This window comes from Azospirillum brasilense, from assembly GCF_007827815.1.
In the GTDB taxonomy this organism is placed as follows: domain Bacteria; phylum Pseudomonadota; class Alphaproteobacteria; order Azospirillales; family Azospirillaceae; genus Azospirillum; species Azospirillum brasilense_C.
Map to the genome: position 1 here is coordinate 518,009 of NZ_VITH01000001.1, position 18,420 is coordinate 536,428.

Sequence of the window (18,420 nt, forward strand, 5' to 3'; positions counted from 1 at the left end):
AAATCATGATGAGGATGATCGCCGGCATTGCCTTGATTGCGTTAGGGTGCCTGTCAGCGCAAGCCGCCAGAGCCGAGTTCACCATGAGTGTTCCGGAAACACCCCCGGAATCAATGGACACGGAAATTCTCGGTGGATATCCGGCCAAACCCGAGAAGTGGCCGGCAACGCTTCGCTTCTCCACAAAAGCGGGCTTTTGCACCAGCACCGCCATTGGCTCTCAAACAATCCTCACCGCGGCGCACTGTGTCGGTCATGAAGAGAAAGGCACGGTTCAGATCGGCGGATACACGGCCTCGGTGACCTGCACCCATCATCCGCGCTACACCGCCAACGACAAGGACCCGAACACCGCGTTCGACGTGGCCCTGTGTTTCGCGGAGACGCCAATCGCCCTTCCCGGCAATGGCAGGTATGAGAACATCAACATCAACCCGGCGCGCCCGCAAATCGGCACCGTCCTGGAGCTTGTTGGCTACGGATGCCGGCAAAGCGACGGCAAGGGCCCCTCGGGCTACCTTTACGAAGGGCTATCCGCCGTCGTGGCGTCGAGCTGGATCGACACTTACATTGAAACACTGGGCGGAGCGGCGGTGTGCTACGGCGACAGCGGCGGAGCCGCATACATCAACGTCAATCAATATCGCCGTGTGATCGCCGGCGTGAATTCGCGCGGGGATATCAGCACCCGCTCCTACATCACGCCGATCGCCAACAAGATCGTTCTCGACTTCATCGAGGCTTGGGCCAAAGCCCACAACACGACGATCTGCGGCCTGACCGAGCCGACGGCGCACTGCCATGCGTAGGCGTCCGGCGTTGGTGCGGGCGCGCCTGCACACCGCCGAGGCGGTTGCGGCATTCCTGCTGACCGTGGGACCGGCGTCCGCCAAGGACCAGGTCACGAGCTATCTGAACATCCAGGCTCCCACTCAGGTTGCCCCCGATCTGGTGGCGACCGTCGCTCGGATCGGCGTTCCGGAAAGCATCGACCTCAAAGCGGGCGCGTCGATCCAGGAGGTGGTCACCCGCCGATGTGGAGGCGCCGACCCGCTGTATTTGAAACTCCTTCTGGAGGCCAACTCCGGGCTGGATATTGATGACGTCGTCGAGCTTCGTTCCTCCCGCTCCGTGCTGTTTCCCGCCTGCGCCACCCTACCGGCCGCGCGGGCACAGCCGATCCAGTCGGGCGACAGCATCGCGACCATCGCCAAAGCCAGCCAGATTCCTCTCAACCTCGATCGCATCGAGGCGGCGGCAAAACGACCGCCATCGGAACCGTCCACGATCAAAGCCCCGCCCCCTCCCACCGTCGCGATGCCGCCGGGCGGGACAAACGCTCTCAAAACAATTCAATATGAAAAGACCAAGGAAATTATCCTAAAAACCCAAACGGGAGATAAAGCGTCACAGAAATACATGCAGGAGCTGTCAAAAAACTATTACAGCGCGGTCAACACGCAGGCCTTCATCGACGCCAACAAGGCATCCGATCCCCGCCGCCTGCAACCGGGACAGACGATCACTCTGCCCGGCGCCGAACCGACCTGGAGCACCATCCGGCTGCGCCCCGGCATCGCACCGGAAGCCGCGATCCAAGCAGTCAGCGACGCCATCGCCGCGACGGGCGTTTCGCCCGCCGATCGCGTGGAACCGGCAAAGCTGGCGTCCCTGATCGCACCCGTGGACAAGGATGTGGATGCCTTCTGCGCCGCCCCGGTTCCTCCCTCATCCTCCTGGCCTTTGAAGATTTCCGAACTTGTGGAGGTTCTGGCCAGCAACAAGGAAGAGATGGCCCAGCGCAAGGTGGAGCAGAAGACTCAGAAAGCGACGATTCTGATCCTGGACAGCGGGTTCGACTTTTTTGACAACCCGGGCATGGCCTTCTCCAGCGGCTATCTGGTGCGGGTGAAGGGTCAGGATCTTCCCAAAGGGGGCGGCCCGACTCCGGCCAACTACAATGGCGTCAACCTCAACACCAAACAGAACACGCCTGTCAGCCTCCAGGGATTTCCAGACCGTTGGCACGGGTTGGGGGTGGCCGGGGTCGCGGTCGGCGGCCGCCCCTTGGAACCGCTGCGCCGGTTTGCACCGCTGCCGATCGGCGTCGCCTTCGCCAACGTCGTGAGGCGAACGGAAAACCGGTACGAGATCAGCCCCGATACCCTGTTCCAAGCCGTCGAGTTCGCTGCGAAAAACGACATTCCCATCATCAACGTCAGCCTGAGCATCGACCAGCGGAGCGCGGCGCTGGAAATGGCCCTGAAGCGGCGCGGGGAGGAGATCCTGCTGGTGTCCGCGGCCGGCAACGATGGCCGCCGAATGGAACCCGATGCCCTTTGGCCCGCGGCGCTCGGCGGGAACACGGAAAATGGTGACGGCGCTACGATCGTGACGGTGGGCGCCCATGACGGGCAGGGGAACCGCGCGACCTTTTCCCGCTACAGCGCGAAAACAGTCGACCTCCTGGCCCCAGGCTGCCGTGTGCCGACTTACACCGGCGAAGAGGTGGATGGCGGAAAGCTGCGAATACGGCCCGCATCGCTGACCGGGACGTCCTTCGCAGCGCCGGTGGTAAGCTTCGTCGCCGCGCTGCTCCATAACGAAGGGTTAAGTGTCCGTGAGATCAAGGCCCGATTGCTGACCTCCGTGGACGCGCATGATGGCTTCGACAAAGTCGTCTTTTCCCGCGGCGTCCTGAACGCCACCAAAGCGTTGGCCGTCTGGCACGACCTTGTCGAGGTCCGGGTCGGCGACCGGACCGAAATCCGGCTCGGGCAGGTGCAGAACAAGGACGCCCTGCTCACGCTCTGCGAGGAGGATTTCCGGCTGTCGGAGGTGCGGAAGCTCGCCTTCACGGCCAAGGACGGCCAGCCGCCGGATCTCCACCTCTGGAAGGCCGGTTCCAATCCGACCATCCCTGCCGCGATGGAGCGTTGGAACCTGTGCCCCGCGAAGGATGTGGGCAATCAGTCCATCACCTTCACCGATTCGCGGACCGGCGACACCGAAGAGATCAGGCTTTCGACCCTCGTCGATTACGTGCCGGCCTGGTATCCACGTTGACGCACGGCATACCGCCATCGCCCTGTGAACCGCATGTTGGAAGCGGTTCACAGGGCGAGGCGCAACGGCCTATCCGCGCACCAGCGCGTCGTAGTCCTTCACCAGCGTCTCGCAGACGCGGCCCGGCGTGAAGCGGTAATCGCCGATCTGGCCGACCGGAGTCACTTCCGCGGCGGTGCCGGTCAGGAAGACCTCCTGGGTGTTGGCCAGTTCGTCGGGCTGGATGTGGCGTTCGATCACCTCGATCCCGCGGGCCTTGGCGAGGTCGATCACCGTGCGGCGGGTGATGCCATCCAGGAAGCAGTCGGGCTTCGGCGTGTGGATCTTGCCGTCCATGACCAGGAACAGGTTCGCTCCCGTCGCCTCGGCCAGATAACCGCGGTAGTCGAGCATCAGCGCGTCCTGGTAGCCCTCGGCCTCCGCCGCGTGCTTGGACAGCGTGCAGATCATGTAGAGGCCCGCCGCCTTCGAGGCGGTCGGCGCGGTGTCGGGGGCCGGGCGGCGCCAAGGCGCCCAGGTCAGCTTGATGCCGGCCATCTTCGCCTCGGGGCTGAAGTAGCTCGGCCACTGCCAGACGGCGATGGCGACGTGGATGCGGCTGTCCTGCGCCGCCACGCCCATCATCTCGCTGCCGCGCCACGCCACCGGGCGGACATAGGCGTCGGTGAAGCCCATCGCCTTCACCGTCTCGTTGGTCGCCGCGTCGATCTCCGCAACGGAATAGGGAAGCTCGAAGCCCAGGATGCGGGCGGAGGCGGCCAGACGCTCGCTGTGCTCGGTCAGCTTGAACACCGTGCCGTTGTAGACGCGCTCGCCCTCGAACACACAGCTCGCGTAATGGAGGCCGTGCGACAGGACGTGCAGATTCGCGTCGCGCCACGGCACCAGCGCGCCGTCGTACCAGATCACGCCGTCGCGGTCGTCGAAGGGAAGGATGGACATGGCGGTTCCCACCTTGGTCTTTGGCCCGTTGCTCGGGACTTGGAATGGAATTGTTGAAAGCCGCGCTTGTCTCGCGCGCTTTGTTCGTTTATGTCTGGCTTATTGACCCATTTGTAACGAATCGCACCGATCACGTCAACATGGCTGACATAAAAGCGGGCGTGAACCAGCTTTTCCTGCGCGAAGAGGAACTTCGCACGGGCATGGAGCTGCTGTTCTACGCCTATCGGGAATTCACCGCGGAGCCGGACGAGATCCTGGCGCAGATCGGCTTCGGCCGGGCGCACCACCGCGTCATCTATTTTGTCGGGCGCTACCCGAAGATCACCGTGTCGGAGCTTCTGGCGATCCTGAAGATCACCAAGCAGAGCCTGTCGCGCGTGCTGGGGGAACTGGTCCGGCAGGAATTCATCCAGCAGCAGACGGGCGTGCGGGACCGGCGGCAACGTCTGCTGGAACTGACCGAAAAAGGCGTGGAGCTGGAGCGCCAGCTCTCCGAAACGCAACGGCAGCGGATCGCCCGCGCCTACCGCATGGCCGGGGCGGAGGCCGTCGAGGGCTTCCGCAAGGTGATGCTGGGCATGATGGACGAAGAGGACCGGGTGAAGTTCGCGCCCCCGGTGCCGGCCCGGCTCGCCGCCGTGAAGCGGTAGGAACCGGACCGGGAAACCGGTCGGGCCGGCCTTCGGTCAGCTGTCCTTGGCCGGGGTCGCTTCCGGGGCGGCGGCGGGGGCCGCATCCGCCGGCGGGGTGCCGGCCGTGCCCTCCGCCCCGTCCTTGCCCGCGGCGTTCGCGGCGCCGCGGCGGCGGAAGGACGTGCGCTTGTACACCACGCTGTCCGAAGACCCCGGCGGGCACTGAACGATTTTACCCCCCTTCGCAAGAAACTCGCGGGTCATGGAGTCGAGATCATTCCGATCCGCGCTGCGGTTATCGGATGCCATGCATGCCTCCTGTGATCGTCATCGTGCCCCATGGCACCCTCCGGGCGCTCCCGGCGGTCCATGGAGCATGCGTTTCTTTTGTGAAGCGGCTGTTACAGGATTGGGGGCAACCGGTTTCTGAACAGGCGGCCCCTGAACGGGCGGCTCCGGCAAAAAGCGGAGCGGAAAATCACGCCTCCTTCAGGTTGGCCGCGGCGCTCTTGCCCTTCTTGGGGTCGCGCTGGAGTTCGTAGGACAGCTTCTGGCCTTCATGAATGTTGATGCCCGACCGCTCAACGGCGGAGATGTGGACGAACACGTCGGCCGTCCCGTCATCCGGCTGGATGAAGCCGTAGCCCTTGGTGGTGTTGAACCATTTCACGGTTCCAGTAGCCATCTGGTAGTTCCTTGAACGAGGTTTCCCACGGCGCGCGTGCCGCGGGTTCACATCAAATCACCGAGGGGAAGGACCAGACGCAGCGTTCTGCAAGCGGACCGAAGACCCAAAGAAATTCGACTCTTTTCATGTGGGGATCGAAAGGCCGGGATGCAACCCGAGCCCTTCGGCCAAAGCCCCGCGCACTTGATTCGCCTCCCGACTCTTGCCTCGTTCGTCGGTGCCGGCCCTGCCCTTCGGCGGAGTTGTCCCCGGCTTGTTGCTTAGCCCATAGTTTTGACGACCCGATTCTTTTGTCTTAGCTGTCTTGAAGGAGCCGGCGGCATGCAGCGTGCCCATCTCGTGGCCGCTTTCCTGACCTTTGCCGCCCTGTGCGTCGGCGTCTCCGCCCTGTCGGTGTCGCGCGACCGCCACGCCACGCTGGACCAGGCCAGCCGCGAGTTCACCGCGACCGCCCATCTTCTCGACGAACACGCCAGCCGCGCCCTCGAAGCGGGTGACACCCAGCTGCGCATGCTGCTCGACGCGCTGGAGCGCTGGGACCGCCGCGACCCCGCCGAAGGGCAGCGCATCCAGGCCGCGATGCGCGCCCGTGCGGAACGCCTGCCGCAGATCGGCGGGGTCTGGGCGCTCGACGCGCAGGGACGGCTGCTTCTCGACAGCGCGGAACACCCGCCGCCGCCCCGCGACCTGTCGGAGCGGGACTACGCCCAGGCCCATCTGGGCGCGGCGCCGGGACCGCCGCCGGGCCTCCATGTCGGCTCCCATCTGCCCGGCGCCGGAGTCAGCCAGGGGCGCTTTACCATCAGCCGCGCCCTGCGCGACGAGGAGGGAACCGTCCAGGCGATCGCGGTGGCCGGCATTCAGAACACCTACTTCTCGCAAATGTACGGCGAGGCCGGCTGGGGCGAGGGCGCCCGGCTGGCCCTGTTCACCAGCGGCAAGGAGAAGCTGGCGGAATGGCCGCCCGACAGCGCCGTCGCCCCGCCGTCGGCCGCCTGGCCCCAGCCCTGGGACCCTCCCGGCGGCCCGGCGATCGTCGAAGGCTCGCAGATCACCGCCGCGCGGACGCTGACCGGCTTCCCGATCGTGGTGGTGGCGAGCCGCCCCCTGGCCGAGGTGCTGGCCCCATGGCGGGAGCGCGCCCTGTGGACCACGGCGGTCAGCGGCGGCATCCTGACCGGGGCGTCCGTGCTGTTCGTCTTCGCCCTGGCCGGCGCCCGGCGGGAGGAGGCGGTGCGGGCGGAGCTTCTGCGCGCCAACCAGAGCCTGGACGAACGGGTTCGCCAGCGCACCGCGGACCTGGAGAAGGCCCTGCGCAGCGCGGAGATGGCCAGCCTCGCCAAGATGAAGGTTCTGGCGACCGTCAGCCACGACCTGCGCCAACCCCTGCAAGGCCTCGCAGCCTTCCACGAGCTGCTGTTGAAGGAGGCGCCGAACCCGACGCTCCAGCAGCTCGGCGGCATGGCCTCGGCGTCGCTCCAGGCCGGGCAGCGGCTGCTCGACGATCTGCTGACCCTGTCGCGCCTGGAGGCCGGGGTGGTGCCGGTGGAGATCGCCACCTTCCCGCTCGCCCCGCTGCTCGACCAGCTCGCCGCCGAGCTGCGGGGGGAGGCCGAAGGCAAGGGCCTGCGGCTGATCGTGGTGCCCACCAGGGCCTGGGTGCGCAGCGACCCGGCGCGGCTCCAGCCGATCCTGCGCAACCTGTTGTCCAACGCCGTCAAATACACGGCGCACGGCGGGGTGGTCGTCGGCGCCCGGCCGCGCGGCGGCGACCTGCGGGTGGAGGTCTGGGACAGCGGCCGCGGCATTGCCAAGACGGAGCTGGGCACGATCTGGGAGGAGTTCTACCAGATCGGCAACCCGGCCCGCGACGGGTCGCACGGCGCCGGCCTCGGCCTGTCCATCGCGGAGCGCACCGCCCGGCTGCTCGGCCATCCGCTGGAGGTCCGGTCGCGGGTCGGGCGCGGGTCCGTTTTCTCGGTCACCCTGCCCCATGTCCCACCCCCCGCCTCTGCCCTCGCCTCTGCCCCCGCCGCACCGCATCCGGAAACGGCCTTCCCCCCGGCGGACGCCGCCCCGCCGGCCGGCCCCGCCGGCTCTTCCCCCGGGCGCCTGTCCGGGCGGCGGGTCCTGGTGGTCGAGGACGACCCGTTGCAGCGCAGTTCCCTGACCCTGCTGCTGGAGCAGGCCGGAGCCGGGGTGATGGCCGCGGACAATTTCGATTCCGCCCTCGCCGCCGCCCAGGCGACCCTCCAGGCGCCCTCGGCGATCCTCAGCGACTACCGGCTGCCCGGCGGCACCGACGGGTTGAGCGGCATCCAGACCCTGCGCGGGGTGCTGGGACGCGACGTCCCGGCCATCCTGCTGACCGGGGAGCTGTCCGCCGATCTCGTGCGCGCCGCCAAGGAGGCGGGCTGCCTCGTGCTGACCAAGCCCGCAGCGCCCAACCGCATCCTGTCCACCCTGGCGGAGCTGACCGCGGGCGCCGACGCGGCCGCCTGAAACGGGCCCTGACGTGCGGCCCGATGCCCCGGCCGGCGGCCGCCGCTTCCCTTGGTGCGCGGCGCCCGCTTGCGCTACAGTCGCGCCATGACCGAAGAAGACCAGCCCCACATCCTGGTCGTCGATGACGACACCCGCCTGCGCGAGCTGCTGCGCAAGTACCTCGCCGGCAACGGTTTCCTGGTGGCGACCGCGAAGGACGCCGCGGAGGCGCGGGCCAAGCTGGCCGGGCTCGCCTTCGATCTGCTGGTGCTCGACATCATGATGCCGGGCGAGACCGGGCTGGAGCTGACCGAATCGCTGCGGCGGGAGCGCGACCTGCCCATCCTGCTGCTGACCGCGCGGGGTGAGCCGGACGACCGCATCGCCGGGCTGGAGGCCGGGGCCGACGACTACCTCGCCAAGCCCTTCAACCCGCGCGAGCTGCTGCTGCGCATCAATTCGATCCTGCGCCGCCAGGCCAGCCGCCCGGCCGACCCGGCGCCGCCGCAGCCGGTGAAGCTCGGTTCGATGATCTACCTGCCCGACCGCGACGAGCTGCGGGCGGGCGACGAGGTGGTCCGGCTGACCACGGCCGAGGCCGGGCTGCTGCGCGTGCTCGCCGCTTCGCCCGGCACCATCTTCTCGCGCGAGGAGCTGACGGAGCGCAGCAAGGTTGCCGGCAACGCCCGCACCATCGACGTGCAGGTGACCCGCCTGCGCCGCAAGATCGAACCCGACCCGCGGGAGCCGCGTTACCTCCACACCGTGCGCGGCGAGGGCTATGTGTTGAGGCCGGACCCGTAACCGGGACCGCCGGAAAGCCAGGACCAGAACCGGGACCAGGACCATGACCACCGACACCGCCGCCGCACCGATGCCGATGCCGCGCCGCTCGCAGACGGGGCTGCTGAAGCGGTTCCTGCCGCGCACACTGTTCGGCCGCTCGCTGCTGATCATCGTGACGCCGGTCATCCTGGCCCAGGCGGTGGCCACCTGGATCTTCTACGACCGGCATTGGGACACCATGACGAACCGGCTGGCCTTCGCGGTGGCCGGCGACATCGCCATGGTCATCGGCATGCTGGAGCACGACCCGACCCCGGAGGGCCGCAACTGGACGCTGGCCGCCACCGCGCGCAGCACCGACCTGATCGTGACGCTGGAACCCGGCAGCACGCTGCCCGAGCATCCGCAGAAGCTGCGCGGCATGCTGGAGAACACGCTCAGCAAGGCGCTGCACGAGCGGGTGCGGCGGCCCTTCGCCATCAACACCCGCATCACCCGCGAATGGTACGAGATCCGTGTGCAGATGCCCGACGGCGTACTGTCGGTGATGTCGCCGGAGCGCCGCCTGTTCAGCCCGACCAGCTACATCTTCATCCTCTGGATGGTCGGCTCGGCCCTGGTGCTGTTCACCGTCGCCATCATCTTCATGCGCAACCAGATCCGCCCCATCAAGCGGCTGGCGGCCGCCGCCGACGCGCTGGGCAAGGGCCGCGACGTGCGCAACTTCAAGCCGGAGGGGGCGACCGAGGTCCGGCAGGCCGCCGTCGCCTTCATGCGCATGCGCGAGCGCATCCACCGCCAGATCACCCAGCGGACGGAGATGCTGGCCGGCGTCAGCCACGACCTGCGCACGCCGCTGACCCGCATGAAGCTGGCGCTCGACATGATGGGCGACGGGCCGGAGGTCGACGAGCTGCTGACCGACGTCACCGAGATGGAGACGATGATCGAGGGCTATCTGGCCTTCGCCCGCGGCGAGGGGACGGAGGCCGTCCAGCCGACCGACCTGACCCGCATCCTCAACGAGGTGGTCTCCGGCGTCCGCCGCGAGGGGGCGGAGGTCGCCCTGGCCGCACCGGACGGGCTGACCCTGCCGCTGCGCCCCAACGCGACGCGGCGCTGCCTCGCCAACCTGCTGTCCAACGCCCGGCGCCACGGGGACCGCATCTGGGTGCGGGCGGAGCGCGAGGACGGTTTCATCGACATCCTGGTCGACGACGACGGGCCGGGCATCCCGCAGGCGTCCCGCGACGACGTGTTCAAGCCCTTCTTCCGGCTGGACAGTTCGCGCAACCAGGCGACCGGCGGCGCCGGGCTGGGGCTGACCATCGCCCGCGACGTCGCCCGCAGCCACGGCGGCGACATCACGCTCAGCGACAGCCCCTACGGCGGCCTGCGCGTGCTGATCCGCCTGCCGGTGTGAGCCTCGCAGGAGCCCCCACCCTGGAGAACCGGCCATGCCCGTCAGCCCCGACGAATACCGCCTCATGGACGTCCAGCAGGGCGGGTGCTGTTTCTACTGCGGGGAGCCGGTGGGGGCCAAGGCAACCTTCGACCACCTGATCCCGCTGGCCTACGGCGGCCTCGACGCGGCGCCGAACGTCGTGCTGGCGCACCGCCGCTGCAACCAGCGCAAGGCCGACCGCCTGCCGATCCCGGAGGAGATCGAGCGCTTCGTCACCCAGCGCCGCCGCAGCCAACTGGGCGTGTGGCCGCCGCTGCTGGCGCTGCGCGATGCCGAGCCGGGCGACGAGTGGATGACCGTCGCCCGCGCCATCGCCGGGCTGTGAGCGGCCGCTTCAGCAAGGTCCCTTGACATCAAGGTCCCTTGACGGCGGCCCCGCCTTCTGGCCCGATCACCGGAACGATAAACAAGGTTAATTCGGGAGCGTTCGATGGCGGATCGGTACGACGTCGTGATCGTCGGCGGTGGTGTGATGGGCTGCGCGGTCGCCTATTTCCTGGCGAACGACCCCAGCTTCGGCGGCAGCGTGGCGGTGGTGGAGCGGGACCCGACCTACCAGCGCGCCTCGTCCGCCCTGTCGGCCAGCTCGATCCGGCAGCAGTTCTCGACGCCGGCGAACATCGCCCTGTCGCAGTTCGGCCTGTCCTTCATCCGCAACGCGACGGACCATCTGTCGGTGGACGGCGACCCGGTGGATCTGGGCCTGCGCGAGCCGGGCTATCTCTATCTGGCGACCGGGGCCGGGGCGGACATCCTGCGCCGGAACAACGCCATCCAGCTCTCCTGCGGCGCCGACGTCGCCCTGCTGTCGCCGGAGGAGCTGACCGCCCGCTTCCCCTGGCTGTCGGTGGACGGGATCGCGCTCGGCTCCCTCGGCCTGTCCGGAGAGGGCTGGTTCGACGGCTACAGCCTGATGCAGGCCTTCCGCCGCAAGGCCAAGGCGTTGGGCGTCGCCATGATCGCGGGAGAGGTGGCGGGCATCGACACCGCCGAGGGCAAGGTCACCGCGGTGCGTCTGGCCGACGGGCGGCGGCTGTCCTGCGGGGTGGCGGTCAACGCGGCCGGTCCGCAGGCCCGCCGCGTCGCCGCCCTGGCCGGGGTGGACCTGCCGGTGGCGGCGCGCAAGCGCTGCGTCTTCGTGTTCGACTGCCGCGACGAGCTTCCCGGCTGCCCTCTGGTCATCGACCCGTCGGGCGTGTGGTTCCGGCCCGAGGGCAAGCAGTTCATCTGCGGCGCCCCGCCGCCCGCCGACCGCGATCCGGACACCGACGACCTGACGGTGGAGCACGACCTGTTCGAGGAGATGATGTGGCCGGCGCTGGCCGGGCGCGTCCCCGCCTTCGAGGCGATCAAGGTCACCAACGCCTGGGCGGGCTTCTACGAATACAACGAGATCGACCAGAACGCGATCATCGGGCCGCATCCGGAACTCCGCAACTTCCTGTTCTGCAACGGCTTCAGCGGCCACGGGCTGCAACAGGCGCCGGGCGCCGGGCGCGGGCTGGCCGAATTGATCGCCACCGGCGCCTACCGCAGCCTGAACCTGTCGGCCTTCGCCTATGAGCGTCTGGCGGAGAACCGCCCCCTGCTGGAGACGAATGTCATCTGAGGGAACGGGCGCGAGCCCGGCCGGTTGATGGGGTGACCATTCCGAACGGAGCATGAGGCCCCGCCATGAAGCAGCCCCACACCGAAGAGACCGTCAAGCACACCGACGACCAGCAGAACACCGGCAACCACAAGAAGCCGGACGCCCCCGACGCCAAGGGCGCCGACCGCTTCGGCGGGACCCGCAAGGGCGCGGAGAATGTGGAGCCGACCAAGGACTGAGCTGGTGATTGAGGCTGGTGACTGACGCCGGCCCGAAGGGCTTGCACCGGCGGGGGTGGACGTGCCAAACCCCCTGGCGCGTCCACCCCCCACAGGCCCGGAGCCCCTCCCATGGCTCACGCCATGTTCAAACGCTACAAGGTTCTGTTCACCCGTCCCCTGCCCGGCCTGCGCCCTGGCCGGCCCGAACGCGACGCCATGGTGGAGCGGCTCAAGCGCTTCGCCAGCCAGAACGGCATGGCCGGCGACCTGCACGCGATCGCGCCCAACGCCGGCTTCGGCATCCTGGAAATCCAGTGCACGGACAAGCTGGCCCGCCGCCTGAGCGACCTGTCCGATGTCGAATCCGTCCTGGAGGCGTAAGCGCCTCTACCTCCCGTTCAGTTGACGGGGCATCGGCTTGCGGCGGCGGCACAACGGGCCATTTTCAGTGTTTTAAAGCACAGATGCCGTCAGGAGCGTGCCTTCATGAATCCCCGGTTGCTCGCCGAGGTGCTGGAACCCGTGCTGAACGCCGCGGAGAAGGACGACGCGGCGATGCTCGACGCCGTGAATCTGTCGGCGGAGGCGCTGGCCGCGCTCGGCGCGGTCATCCTCGACCGCGACGGGCGCCCGGCCGACGGTGTGTCCGATGAACGCGCGGTGGTCGCCGCGCTCAACACCCACGCCCACTCGCTGATGCAGTGCGGGCGGCTCGACGACGTGGTCGAGGCGCTGCAACTGGCCGAACGGATCGGCCGGCTGGGACGCCTGCCCCACCATCCGCGCATGTCCGACGGCTAGCCACCTACGGTTAGGCGGGAGGAACACCGCACCGCCCCGGTTGTTGTGCGAGCCGTGCCGCCCAACAGGGGAGACGTGTCTTGTCGACAGCGCCCAAATCGAACGCTTTTTCCGGCCCCATCGAGGGCGAGGCCCTGTCCCTGCTCCAGGACGAACTGCTTCCCGGCTTCCTGACCGGACGGCGCTGGTACGCCGCGAAGGACGCCGGCACGCCCACCGTGCGCATCGTCGATGCGCTGCCCCTCCCTCTGGCCTCCGGCGCCGCCCAGCTCTGCCTGCTGCGGGTGGAGGCACCGGGGCGCGAGCCGCAGCTCTACCAGCTTCCCCTGGTGCTCAACCGCGACGGCAAGGCCGATGCCGCTGATCCCTTTTCCATCGCCGGGCCGGAGGCGCTCCCCTGGTCGGGCAGCCTGCGCGACGGCTACGGCGACGAGGAGGTGGTGCGCGCCCTGCTCGACGGCATCCGCAAGGGCGGCGAGAGCGGCGGTCTGCGCTTCGGACAAAGCCGCGCCCTCGACGCCGTGAAGGACGCGCTCGGCAAGGGCGCACCGCTGCGCTGGGCCGGGGTTGAGCAGTCCAACACCTCCGTCCGCGTCGGCGACGCGGCGATCCTGAAGGGGCTGCGCAAGCTGGAATCCGGCACCCATCCCGAACTGGAGGTCGGGCGCTTCCTGACCGAGGTCGCCAAGTTCCGCAACACCCCGGCCCTGCTCGGCTGGGTGGAGCGCACGGGAGACGGCGAGGCCGCCACCCTGTGCATCCTGCAGGAACTGGTCCCCGACGCCCACGACGCCTGGAGCCATGTCACCGCCGCCCTGGCGGAGCGCGTCGAACGCTTCGACGACGATACGGCGGACGACGTTGCCCTGATGGCTTTCATGCGCCGGCTGGGCCGCCGCACGGCGGAGATGCACCGGGCGCTCGCCACCCCCGGCGGCGACGACGCCTTCACGCCGGAACCGGTGACCCCGGCCATGCTGACGGGTTGGGCGGACGGGGTGCGCAGCCTTGCCCGCCGCGTGCTGGGCCAGCTGCGCGAGGCCGCCCCGCGGCTGAACGCCGACATCGCCCCCTACGCCGCCTCCCTGGCCGACAGCGAGGCGACGGTGATGCGGCAGATCGAGACGCTGACGCCGCCGCGCGGCACCTTCCACGCCATGCGTCTGCACGGCGACTATCACCTGGGGCAGGTGCTGGCCGGCAAGGACGACCTGTTCATCGTCGATTTCGAGGGCGAGCCGATGCGCCCGCTGGCCGAACGGCGGGCCAAGCACTGCATCCTGCGCGACGTGGCGGGGATGCTGCGCTCCATCACCTACGCCGCCGCCGGGGCACGGGCCGCCCTGCCCGACGCCCTCGACGAGACGGCGCGCGGCGCCCGCACCGCTTGGCTGAACTGGTGGGAGGGAGAGGCGGCGGCCGCCTTCGTCGCCGGCTACCGCGAGGCCATCGGCGATTGCCCCGGCTGGCCCGCCGACGCGACCACCGCCACGCAGCTTTTGAAACTCTTCCTGCTGGAAAAGGCGCTTTACGAGATCGGCTACGAGCTGGCGAACCGGCCCGACTGGCTGGCCATCCCGCTGGCCGGGGCCATCGGCATCCTGGGCGCCGACGCCGGGCCGGAGGTGGCCGACCGCGCGTCCGGCCCCGTTGGGCTGGCCGCCCCCGGCGCCACCCACCTCGGCGAAGCGCGCGCCCACGCCATGCCCTTCGGCGCCCAAGTGCAGCCCGACGGCTCCGTCCGCTTCGCCCTGTGGGCGCCGGGAACCGAGCAGGTGTCGCTGTGGCTGGAGGACACCCAGGCCCTGCTGCCCATGGTGCGGCGGGCCGACGGCTGGTTCGAATGGTCCACCGCCCAGGCACAGGCGGGCAGCCGCTACCAGTTCGAGCTGCCGGACGGGCTGCGCGTGCCCGACCCGGCCTCCCGCCACCAGCCGGAGGATGTGCACGGGCCGAGCGAGGTGATTGACCCCACCGTCTTTCGCTGGTCCGACGTCGCCTGGACCGGCCGCCCCTGGCACGAGACGGTGCTGTACGAGCTGCATGTCGGCACCTTCACCGAGGAAGGCACCTTCCGCGCCGCCATCGACAAGCTCGACCACCTCGTGGAGCTGGGCGTCACCGCCATCGAGCTGCTGCCGGTCGCCGATTTCCCCGGCGCCCGCAACTGGGGCTACGACGGGGTGCTGCCCTACGCCCCGGACGCCGCCTACGGCCGGCCGGAGGACCTGAAGGCGCTGGTGGACGCCGCCCACGCCAAGGGGCTGATGGTCTTTCTCGACGTCGTCTACAACCATTTCGGCCCGGACGGGAACTACCTCCACGCCTACGCCAAGGCCTTTTTCACCGACCGGCACAAGACGCCCTGGGGCGACGCCATCAACGTGGACGGGCCGCGCAACGCCACGGTGCGCGACTACTTCATCCACAATGCGCTCTATTGGATCGAGGAGTTCCACATGGACGGGCTGCGTTTCGACGCGGTCCACGCCATCCTCGACGACAGCGACAAGCTGTTCCTTCAGGAGCTGGCGGAGCGCGTGCAGGACGCCGTGCGCTGCCGCCGCCACGTCCATCTCGTTCTGGAGAACGACGAGAACGAAGCCCACCTGCTGGAGCGCCACCCGGAGGGCGACCCGCGCTGGCACACCGCGCAGTGGAACGACGACCTGCACCACTGCCTGCACGTCTGGGCCTCCGGCGAGGACGCCGGCTATTACGCCGACTACGCCGGGGATGCGGCGAAGCTGGCCCGCGCCATGGCCGAGGGCTTCGCCTTCCAGGGCCACGCCTCCTCCTACCGCGGCGGCGAGGCGCGCGGCGAGCCGTCGGCGCATCTGCCGCCGACCGCCTTCGTCACCTTCATCCAGAACCACGACCAGATCGGCAACCGCGCCTTCGGGGACCGCATCACCCGCTTCTCGCGGCCCGAGGCGGTGCGGGCGGCGAGTTCCCTCTATCTGCTGGGGCCGGGCATCCCGATGCTGTTCATGGGCGAGGAATGGGCGTCCGACCGTCCCTTCCCCTTCTTCTGCGACTTCGCCGACGAACTGGCCGAGGCGGTGCGCAACGGCCGGCGGGAGGAGTTCGCCAAGTTCCCCGAATTCCAGGACCCGAAGGTGCGCGACCGCATCCCCGACCCGACCGCGCCGGAGACCTTCCAGTCGGCCAAGCTCGACTGGGACGACCGCGGCAAGGGCGAGCATAAGGAGTGGCTGGACTGGTACCGCCGCATCCTGGCGGTGCGCCGCACGGAGATCGCGCCGCGGCTCGAGAACGCGCCCGGCGGGGCGGCCGCCCACGAGGTCATCGACGGGCGCGGCATCCGCGTCTCCTGGCGGCTCGGCGACGGCAGCCGCCTGCATCTGCTCGCCAACCTGTCCGACGCCCCCGTGACGGGCATGGGCGAGGCCGTGGGCCGCGTGCTGTGGACCGAGGGCAAGGGCCTCGATGCCGGAACCATGGCGCCGCTGTCCGTCCTGTGGACCATCGAGGAGACCACCGCGCTCGACCGGCTCGGCGAGCGGATGGGCATCGAGACGCACTACACCGGTGCGTCGGGCGAGACCGTCCAGGCGTCGGAGGGCACCATCCGCGCCCTGCTCGCCGCCATGGAAGTGGACGCCGACGACCCGGAGGAGGCGCTGGCGGCGCTGGAGCGGCGCGAGCTGGCCCGCCCCCTGCCCCCGGTGGCGGTGCTGCGCGTCGACCGCCCGCCTTTCTCGGTCACCGTCACCCTGCCGGACGGCAGCGGGGCGCTGCGCTGGACCCTGACCCTGGAGGAGGGAGGAGAGCGCAGCGGCGAGGCCGATTTCGCCGACCTGCCGCTGGTCCGCAAGGCGGGCGCCGCGGGGCAGCGCTTCGAGGTGCGCCGCCTCGACCTCGGCGCGGCTCCGGCGCCCGGCTATCACCGGCTGCGGCTGGACGTCGACGGCCTGCGGGCGGAGCATCCAGGCCTGGAAACGACGGTCATCGCCGCCCCCGCCACCTGCCACCTCCCCGCCCCGCTCCAGATGGGCGAGCGGATCTGGGGCCTGTCGGTCCAGCTCTACGCCCTGCGCTGCGCCGGGGATTGGGGGATCGGCGACTTCGGCGACCTCGTCAGCGTCGCGGAGATGGCGGCGGCGCGCGGCGCGGGCATCGTCGGGCTGAACCCGCTGCACGCCCTGTTCCTCGACCAGCCCGATCAGGCCAGCCCCTATTCTCCGGCCAGCCGCCTGTTCCTCAACCCGCTCTACATCGACGTGCTGGCGGTGCCGGAACTGATGGGCTGCGCCGAGGCCCGCGACCGGATCGCGGACGCGGCGTTTCTGCGCGACGTCAAGGCGACCGAGACCGATCCGCTGGTCGATTACGCCGCCGTGGCGGCGCTGAAGCTGCCGGTCCTGGAGCGGCTGTTCGCCCATTTCCAGACCGACGGCAGCGAGGAGCGGCGGCGGGCGTTCGCCACCTTCCGGTCCGAGCTGGGCGAGGGGCTGGAGCGCTTCTGCACCTTCCAGGCCCTGCGCGAGCGCTTCGCCAAGGACGGCACGCCCGACTGGCGCCGCTGGCCGGAGGAGTATCGGGACGCCGCCTCCCCCGCCGTCCGCCGCTTCGCCGAGGAGCAGCGGGAGCGCATCGACTTCTTCGTCTGGCTGCAATGGCTGGCCGACAGCCAGTTGCAGGCGGCGGCGGAGCGGGCGCGGGAGCGCGGCATGGCCGTCGGCTTCTTCCGCGACCTCGCGGTCGGGGCGGACAGCGGCGGTGCGGAGACCTGGGCCGACCCGCATGTCGTGGTGGCGCAGGCCCATGTCGGCGCCCCGCCCGACCTGTTCAACCCGGCCGGCCAGGACTGGGGCCTGCCGCCCTTCCACCCCCACGCGCTGCGCGAGGGTGGCTACGCCCGCTTCATCGAGTTGCTGCGCGCCAACATGCGCCACGCCGGGGCGCTGCGCATCGACCACGCCATGGCGCTCCAGCACGTCTACTGGATACCGGAGGGGCACCCGCCCTCCGAAGGGGCCTATGTCGCCTACCCGATGGACGACCTCCTCGGAATCCTGGCCCTGGAGAGCCAACGCAACCGTTGCCTCGTCGTCGGCGAGGATCTGGGCACCGTGCCCGAGGGATTCCGCGAGCGCATGGCGGAGGCGGGTGTCCTGAGCTACCGGGTGATGTTCTTCGAATGGACCGAGGACGGCGGATTCCGCGGTCCCGACGACTACCCCTACGCGGCGCTCGCCACGGTGGGCAGCCACGACCTCGCCACGCTGCGCGGCTGGTGGGAGGGGCACGACATCACGCTGAAGGAGGAGCGCGGGCTCTACCCCGCCGAAGGCGAGGCGGAGCGCCAGCGCGACCGCCGCATGGCCGAACGCGCCCGCCTGCTGGAGGCGCTCGCCGACGCCTACCTGCCGCTGCCCGCCAGCTTCGGCCCCGACAGCCCTTACAGCGAGGCGCTCGGCCACGCGGTGCACGCCTTCCTCGCCCGCACCGGCTCGGCCATCGCCATGGTCCAGATGGACGACCTGACCGCCGAGCTGGAGCAGGTGAACCTGCCCGGCACGGTGGACCAGTACCCCAACTGGCGCCGCAAGCTGCGCCTCGCGCTGGAGGACATGGCCGACTGCCCGCAGGCCGGTGCCATCGCCGCCATCATGGCCGCCGCCCGGCCGGCCGCGGTGGCCGATGGGAGGCGCAACGATAACCCCCTCTCCCCACTGGGGAGAGGGTTGGGGTGAGGGGGATGCGCGTGTCGGAGC

Annotated in this window: 15 protein-coding genes; 12 read left to right on the forward strand and 3 right to left on the reverse strand. The window is 69.5% G+C overall.

Translation table 11 applies throughout. From position 1 onward, the window contains the following. The first annotated feature begins 5 nt into the window (after nucleotides 1-5). Both FBZ83_RS02435 and FBZ83_RS02440 read left to right on the forward strand, forming a co-directional pair. On the forward strand, nucleotides 6-809 hold the full coding sequence (locus FBZ83_RS02435; RefSeq protein WP_145680902.1) for a S1 family peptidase: 804 nt from the start codon (nucleotides 6-8) through the stop codon (nucleotides 807-809). A 13-nt stretch (nucleotides 810-822) separates the two neighbouring features. Further along, a complete protein-coding gene (locus FBZ83_RS02440; protein ID WP_211101612.1) occupies nucleotides 823-3,066 on the forward strand; it encodes a S8/S53 family peptidase in 2,244 nt (747 codons plus the stop codon). Between the two features lie 69 nt (nucleotides 3,067-3,135). On the opposite strand, the gene FBZ83_RS02445 is transcribed toward FBZ83_RS02440, so the two are convergent. Beyond that, on the reverse strand, nucleotides 3,136-4,008 hold the full coding sequence (locus tag FBZ83_RS02445) for a branched-chain amino acid aminotransferase (protein ID WP_145680904.1): 873 nt from the start codon (nucleotides 4,006-4,008) through the stop codon (nucleotides 3,136-3,138). A gap of 140 nt (nucleotides 4,009-4,148) precedes the next feature. On the opposite strand from FBZ83_RS02445, the gene FBZ83_RS02450 reads away from it, so the two are divergent. Continuing rightward, the gene (locus tag FBZ83_RS02450; protein ID WP_035676767.1) at nucleotides 4,149-4,661 is read left to right on the forward strand and encodes a MarR family winged helix-turn-helix transcriptional regulator; all 513 of its coding nucleotides are present in this window, start codon (nucleotides 4,149-4,151) and stop codon (nucleotides 4,659-4,661) included. Between the two features lie 36 nt (nucleotides 4,662-4,697). Here FBZ83_RS02450 and FBZ83_RS02455 read toward each other — a convergent pair whose 3' ends face one another. Both FBZ83_RS02455 and FBZ83_RS02460 read right to left on the reverse strand, forming a co-directional pair. After that, nucleotides 4,698-4,952 carry a hypothetical protein gene (locus tag FBZ83_RS02455; RefSeq protein WP_145680905.1) on the reverse strand — a complete coding sequence of 85 codons (255 nt, stop codon included), beginning with the start codon at nucleotides 4,950-4,952 and terminating at the stop codon, nucleotides 4,698-4,700. Between the two features lie 169 nt (nucleotides 4,953-5,121). Continuing rightward, nucleotides 5,122-5,328 carry a cold-shock protein gene (locus FBZ83_RS02460; RefSeq protein ID WP_014197503.1) on the reverse strand — a complete coding sequence of 69 codons (207 nt, stop codon included), beginning with the start codon at nucleotides 5,326-5,328 and terminating at the stop codon, nucleotides 5,122-5,124. 324 nt (nucleotides 5,329-5,652) lie between these two features. Between FBZ83_RS02460 and FBZ83_RS02465 the strand changes: the two genes are divergently transcribed. From FBZ83_RS02465 to treZ, 9 genes are all read left to right on the forward strand, one after another. Then, nucleotides 5,653-7,833: a hybrid sensor histidine kinase/response regulator gene (locus FBZ83_RS02465; RefSeq protein WP_145680906.1), complete on the forward strand. Its 2,181-nt coding sequence runs from the start codon at nucleotides 5,653-5,655 to the stop codon at nucleotides 7,831-7,833. Nucleotides 7,834-7,920: 87 nt separating this feature from the next. Beyond that, the gene (locus FBZ83_RS02470) at nucleotides 7,921-8,619 is read left to right on the forward strand and encodes a response regulator (RefSeq protein ID WP_145672531.1); all 699 of its coding nucleotides are present in this window, start codon (nucleotides 7,921-7,923) and stop codon (nucleotides 8,617-8,619) included. Between the two features lie 43 nt (nucleotides 8,620-8,662). After that, nucleotides 8,663-10,024, forward strand: a complete 1,362-nt coding sequence (locus tag FBZ83_RS02475; RefSeq protein WP_145680907.1) for an ATP-binding protein — start codon at nucleotides 8,663-8,665, stop codon at nucleotides 10,022-10,024. 34 nt (nucleotides 10,025-10,058) lie between these two features. Beyond that, on the forward strand, nucleotides 10,059-10,391 hold the full coding sequence (locus FBZ83_RS02480; protein ID WP_145680908.1) for an HNH endonuclease: 333 nt from the start codon (nucleotides 10,059-10,061) through the stop codon (nucleotides 10,389-10,391). 105 nt (nucleotides 10,392-10,496) lie between these two features. Next, nucleotides 10,497-11,675, forward strand: coding sequence for an NAD(P)/FAD-dependent oxidoreductase (locus FBZ83_RS02485; protein WP_145680909.1), 1,179 nt, complete (start codon nucleotides 10,497-10,499; stop codon nucleotides 11,673-11,675). Between the two features lie 65 nt (nucleotides 11,676-11,740). Continuing rightward, nucleotides 11,741-11,896 carry a hypothetical protein gene (locus FBZ83_RS31290; protein WP_014197509.1) on the forward strand — a complete coding sequence of 52 codons (156 nt, stop codon included), beginning with the start codon at nucleotides 11,741-11,743 and terminating at the stop codon, nucleotides 11,894-11,896. Between the two features lie 111 nt (nucleotides 11,897-12,007). Beyond that, nucleotides 12,008-12,259 (forward strand): hypothetical protein, encoded by a 252-nt coding sequence (locus FBZ83_RS02490; protein ID WP_145680910.1) that lies wholly within the window; start codon nucleotides 12,008-12,010, stop codon nucleotides 12,257-12,259. A gap of 105 nt (nucleotides 12,260-12,364) precedes the next feature. Beyond that, entirely contained in the window at nucleotides 12,365-12,679 is a 315-nt protein-coding gene (locus FBZ83_RS02495; RefSeq protein WP_145680911.1) for a hypothetical protein, read from the forward strand. A gap of 80 nt (nucleotides 12,680-12,759) precedes the next feature. Continuing rightward, complete coding sequence (gene treZ, locus FBZ83_RS02500) at nucleotides 12,760-18,399, forward strand: malto-oligosyltrehalose trehalohydrolase (RefSeq protein WP_145680912.1); 5,640 nt, start codon at nucleotides 12,760-12,762, stop codon at nucleotides 18,397-18,399. Nucleotides 18,400-18,420: the final 21 nt, after the last annotated feature.

What these genes read in the sequence shown, in the direction of transcription:
- FBZ83_RS02435 (WP_145680902.1), top strand. Translation starts at nt 6, where the DNA reads ATGATGAGGATGATCGCCGGCATTGCCTTGATTGCGTTAGGGTGCCTG.
- FBZ83_RS02495 (WP_145680911.1), top strand. Translation starts at nt 12,365, where the DNA reads ATGAATCCCCGGTTGCTCGCCGAGGTGCTGGAACCCGTGCTGAACGCC.
- FBZ83_RS02465 (WP_145680906.1), top strand. Translation starts at nt 5,653, where the DNA reads ATGCAGCGTGCCCATCTCGTGGCCGCTTTCCTGACCTTTGCCGCCCTG.
- FBZ83_RS02460 (WP_014197503.1), bottom strand. Translation starts at nt 5,328, where the DNA reads ATGGCTACTGGAACCGTGAAATGGTTCAACACCACCAAGGGCTACGGC.
- FBZ83_RS02455 (WP_145680905.1), bottom strand. Translation starts at nt 4,952, where the DNA reads ATGGCATCCGATAACCGCAGCGCGGATCGGAATGATCTCGACTCCATG.
- FBZ83_RS02490 (WP_145680910.1), top strand. Translation starts at nt 12,008, where the DNA reads ATGGCTCACGCCATGTTCAAACGCTACAAGGTTCTGTTCACCCGTCCC.
- FBZ83_RS31290 (WP_014197509.1), top strand. Translation starts at nt 11,741, where the DNA reads ATGAAGCAGCCCCACACCGAAGAGACCGTCAAGCACACCGACGACCAG.
- FBZ83_RS02450 (WP_035676767.1), top strand. Translation starts at nt 4,149, where the DNA reads ATGGCTGACATAAAAGCGGGCGTGAACCAGCTTTTCCTGCGCGAAGAG.
- FBZ83_RS02480 (WP_145680908.1), top strand. Translation starts at nt 10,059, where the DNA reads ATGCCCGTCAGCCCCGACGAATACCGCCTCATGGACGTCCAGCAGGGC.
- FBZ83_RS02475 (WP_145680907.1), top strand. Translation starts at nt 8,663, where the DNA reads ATGACCACCGACACCGCCGCCGCACCGATGCCGATGCCGCGCCGCTCG.
- FBZ83_RS02445 (WP_145680904.1), bottom strand. Translation starts at nt 4,008, where the DNA reads ATGTCCATCCTTCCCTTCGACGACCGCGACGGCGTGATCTGGTACGAC.
- FBZ83_RS02470 (WP_145672531.1), top strand. Translation starts at nt 7,921, where the DNA reads ATGACCGAAGAAGACCAGCCCCACATCCTGGTCGTCGATGACGACACC.
- FBZ83_RS02485 (WP_145680909.1), top strand. Translation starts at nt 10,497, where the DNA reads ATGGCGGATCGGTACGACGTCGTGATCGTCGGCGGTGGTGTGATGGGC.